Here is a 1,961-nt window from a genome sequence, read left to right on the forward strand (position 1 = left end):
ACTCGGCCCAGAACACTCCGACCGACCAGCCGTCGAAGGCGATGTGGTGGACGACCACGACGAGCAGGTGCTCCTCGGCCGCGAGCCGGACCAGGCGGGCGCGCAGCAGGGGTGCCCGGGCGAGGTCGAACGGGCGGGCGGCGTCGGCCTCTGCCAGCTCCCGGGCGCGGGCCTCGGCCCGCTCGGGGCCCAGGTCCGACAGGTCGGTCGTCTCGGGTACGAACACCGCGGCCGGCTCGGCCTGCTGGCGGGGGCCGTCGGGGCCGACGGCGATCCGGGACCGCAGCACGGTGTGCCGTTCGACCACCGTACGCAGAGCGGCCAGCGCCGCGTCGTGGTCGAGGGGGCCGGTGAACCGCACCGCGGTCGGCATGTTGTAGTCGGGCCGCCCCGGCTGGAGCTGGTCCAGCAGCCAGAGCCGCTGCTGCCCGAACGACAGGGGCGCCGGGCCCTCGGGCAGGGGCGGGATCCCGGCCGCGGCCCGGTCGGCGCCGTCCAGGAAGCGGGCGAAGTCCGCCAGCACCGGGTGCTGGAACAGCAGGTGCAGGGGGACCTCGCGCCCCAGTACCTCCCGCAGCCGGGAGACCATGCGCGCGGCGCGCAGGGAGTGGCCGCCGAGCTCGAAGAAGTGGTCGTGCGCCCCGATCGGGCCGCGGCCGAGGACCTCGGCCCACACGGCGGCCACGGCGCGCTCGAGTCCGGTGCGCGGCGCGGTGTACGCGCGGTGCCCGCGCTCCCCGTCGGGGGCGGGCAGAGCCGCCCGGTCCACCTTGCCGTTGGGCAGCTGCGGCAGGGCGTCGAGTTCGACGAGGACGGCGGGCACCATGGCCTCGGGCAGGGAGGTGCGCAGGAAGTCGCGCAGCCCGGCGCGGTCGCCCTCGGCGCGCCACACGACGTAGCCGACGAGTTCCCGGTCGGCTCCCTGTCCGTGGGCCGCCGCGACGGCCCGCGCCACCTGGGGGTGGCGCAGGAGGGCCGCCTCGACCTCGCCGAGTTCGATGCGGTGGCCGCGGACCTTCACCTGGTTGTCGCGCCGGCCGTGGAACTCCAGGGTGCCGTCCGCACTGCGGCGCACCAGGTCGCCCGTACGGTACATGCGCCCGCCGCCGGGGCCGTAGGGATCGGGCAGGCAGGCGGCGGCGGTGCGGCCCGGGTCGCCGAGGTAGCCGCGGGCCACTCCCGGTCCGGCGACGAAGAGTTCGCCGACCGCCCCGGTGGGCAGCGGTTCCAGGTGCTCGCCGAGGACCAGGCAGCGCACGCCGGGCAGCGGACGCCCGATGGGGATGCGGCCGCTGTCGATGTCCTCGTCGGTGACGACATGGTAGGTGGAGGTGTTGGTGCACTCTGTGGGCCCGTACTGGTTGACCAGCCGGATGCCGTCGCCGAGGCGGCGGACCTCGCGGGCACAGCCCGCGGTGAGCGCCTCGCCGGTGGTCATGACCAGCCGCAGCGGCGCGCGCAGCGGCCGCGTCGCGGCGGCGGCGAGTTCACCGAGCATCGAGGGCACCACGGAAAGGACCGCGGTGACGTGATGTTCCTCCATGAGGGTGAGCAGCGCCCCAGGGTCCCGGGCCTGGTCGTCGGAGGCGACGATCACGCGTCCGCCGGTGCTCAGGGGGGCGAACAGATCGCGGACGGAGGGGTCGAAGGTGAGCGCGGTTCGGGCAAGCACCACGTCCCGCTCGTCCAGGGCGAAGGTGCCGGTGAGGGCGGCCAGGTAGCCGGTGATCCCGCCGTGCCGGACGGCCACGCCCTTGGGCCGGCCGGTGGAGCCGGAGGTGTAGATGACGTAGGCGAGGTCGTCGGGTCCGGTGGGCAGCCCCAGGTCGTCGTCGGGCAGGGCCGCGGTGCGGGCGCGCTCCGCGTCGAGGTCGAGCACTGGTGTCGTGTGCGGTACGGCGGCCCGGTCGCCGCGGACGAGGACGAGTGCGGCCCCGCTGTCGTCGAGGACGGTCCTGATC

1 protein-coding gene is annotated in these 1,961 nt (G+C 75.6%); it reads right to left on the minus strand.

The genetic code is table 11. The features are described from left to right. The coding region (locus GUY61_RS37855; RefSeq protein WP_166634819.1) for a non-ribosomal peptide synthetase at positions 1–1,961 on the minus strand (1,961 nt) is incomplete at both ends.

Origin of the sequence: Streptomyces sp. GC420, assembly GCF_009916105.1 — a bacterium.
Taxonomy (GTDB): Bacteria; Actinomycetota; Actinomycetes; order Streptomycetales; family Streptomycetaceae; genus Streptomyces.